This is a genomic window from Xenorhabdus sp. PB62.4 (genome assembly GCF_014467285.1).
Taxonomy (GTDB): Bacteria; Pseudomonadota; Gammaproteobacteria; order Enterobacterales; family Enterobacteriaceae; genus Xenorhabdus.
Genome location: NZ_NKHR01000086.1, coordinates 1 through 1078, shown reverse-complemented (window position 1 = coordinate 1078; position 1078 = coordinate 1). Strand labels below are relative to the sequence as shown.

Below are 1078 nucleotides of genomic sequence, written 5' to 3'. Positions count from 1 at the left end.
TTGGGGGCTGGGATATTTAAAATCGTTTACACAAGAAAAGAGGCCTCGAAAATTCGTTGAAAATGTAAAGATCTTTATCAACCGACGTAATATTTAGGTAAGAGGATGACGGTACTCTTCCCAATATGGAGAATATCGTATCAACTGTGGGTGGGGTATTGTCATTAGCCCACAATTTTACATTTATAATTTTGAATGTGTATATCTGATCCTTATCAAAATCAGTGTAATCAATCTTTACTTCACGATCGATTATGTAATTTTTATTAAGTTAATAAGATAAATTATCTGCATTACTGTTATAATCAATAACCCGATTTTCCACCTGTTCTTATGAAATCGAAGATAACACTTTCTGAGCCTGAACGAATTACATTGCAACAACTGGCCTTGAATCACCCACACCGGGACGTCCGTACGCGAGGAACGGATTTGCTCATGCTTGCCAGAGGCGTCAAGCCGTCCCAGATCACCGCTGAGATAGGATGCAGTCTCCGGGTTATCTACAACTGGGTTCACACATGGCACAATTCCGGGATTGCGGGATTATTAGGCGGTCATGCTGGCGGCCGGTATCTCGCTATGACGCCTGAAATGATTGCCACTGCGGTCGAAGCGGCCAGCGCAGAGTCCCTGACGCTCGCCCGAATAGCTCAGTGCGTTGAGGCAAGGCAGGGTTCCCTGCCCTGTACGCTTGAAACGCTGGCGAATACCCTGAAAAAGCAGGGACTGACCTATAAACGAACCCGCCTGTCGCTTAAAAAAAACGCAACGAAACGGCGTTTGCGAAAAAATCCGCCTTGCTGAGCCAAATTAAGGCCGGGGCACAGTTAGGCCATTACCGTCTGGTCTATTTTGATGAGGCCGGTTTTGCCGCGTCTCCTCCGGTGCAATATGGCTGGAGTCCACGGGGTAAGCCCCATGAGACTGAGCCTCAAGCCCATGGCAGATGGTCAGTTCTGGGGGCGTTAAATTACACGGACAACACGCTATTTTACCAGACAACCGCAGGCAGTATTACGCGAGCTGATGTGATTGATTGTTTAGAGCAGGTCGCCAAACAAGGAGACAACCGTTT

2 protein-coding genes are annotated in these 1078 nt (G+C 47.0%); both read left to right on the top strand.

Going from position 1 to position 1078, the window contains the following annotated elements; all coding sequences use genetic code 11:
- Positions 1-333: 333 nt before the first annotated feature.
- Positions 334-807, top strand: a complete 474-nt coding sequence (locus Xenpb_RS19300; protein ID WP_187655732.1) for a helix-turn-helix domain-containing protein — start codon at positions 334-336, stop codon at positions 805-807.
- A partial coding sequence (locus Xenpb_RS19295) for a transposase (protein WP_187655731.1) occupies positions 801-1078 on the top strand: 278 nt, incomplete at its 3' end. The genes Xenpb_RS19300 and Xenpb_RS19295, both read left to right, overlap by 7 nt.

Coding starts and splice junctions, on each gene's coding strand:
- Xenpb_RS19300 (WP_187655732.1), top strand. CDS start 334: ATGAAATCGAAGATAACACTTTCTGAGCCTGAACGAATTACATTGCAA.